At 31.6% G+C, this 228-nt stretch carries 1 pseudogene; it reads left to right on the forward strand.

The features are described 5' to 3' along the window. A pseudogene (locus FPQ13_RS13250) lies at positions 1 to 228 on the forward strand (transcriptional regulator); the annotation flags it as partial.

The following is a 228-nucleotide window of genomic DNA, read 5'->3' on the forward strand; positions in this document are numbered from 1 at the left end:
AAGAAATACGGATTAAAATTATCAACAGTTCGAAAGTTAGAAGATGAGTTGTGTGATTATCCTAATTATCATAAACAACTTGAAGATTTAAGAAGTGAAATAATGACACCGTGGATTCCAACAGATACAAATATAGGCGGGGAGTTTGTACCGTCTAATACATCAAAAACAGAAATGGCAGTAACTAATTATCTTTGTAGTATACGAAGAGGTAAAATTCTTGAGTTT

This window comes from Allobacillus salarius (assembly GCF_007559425.1).
Classification (GTDB): Bacteria; Bacillota; Bacilli; order Bacillales; family Alkalibacillaceae; genus Allobacillus; species Allobacillus salarius.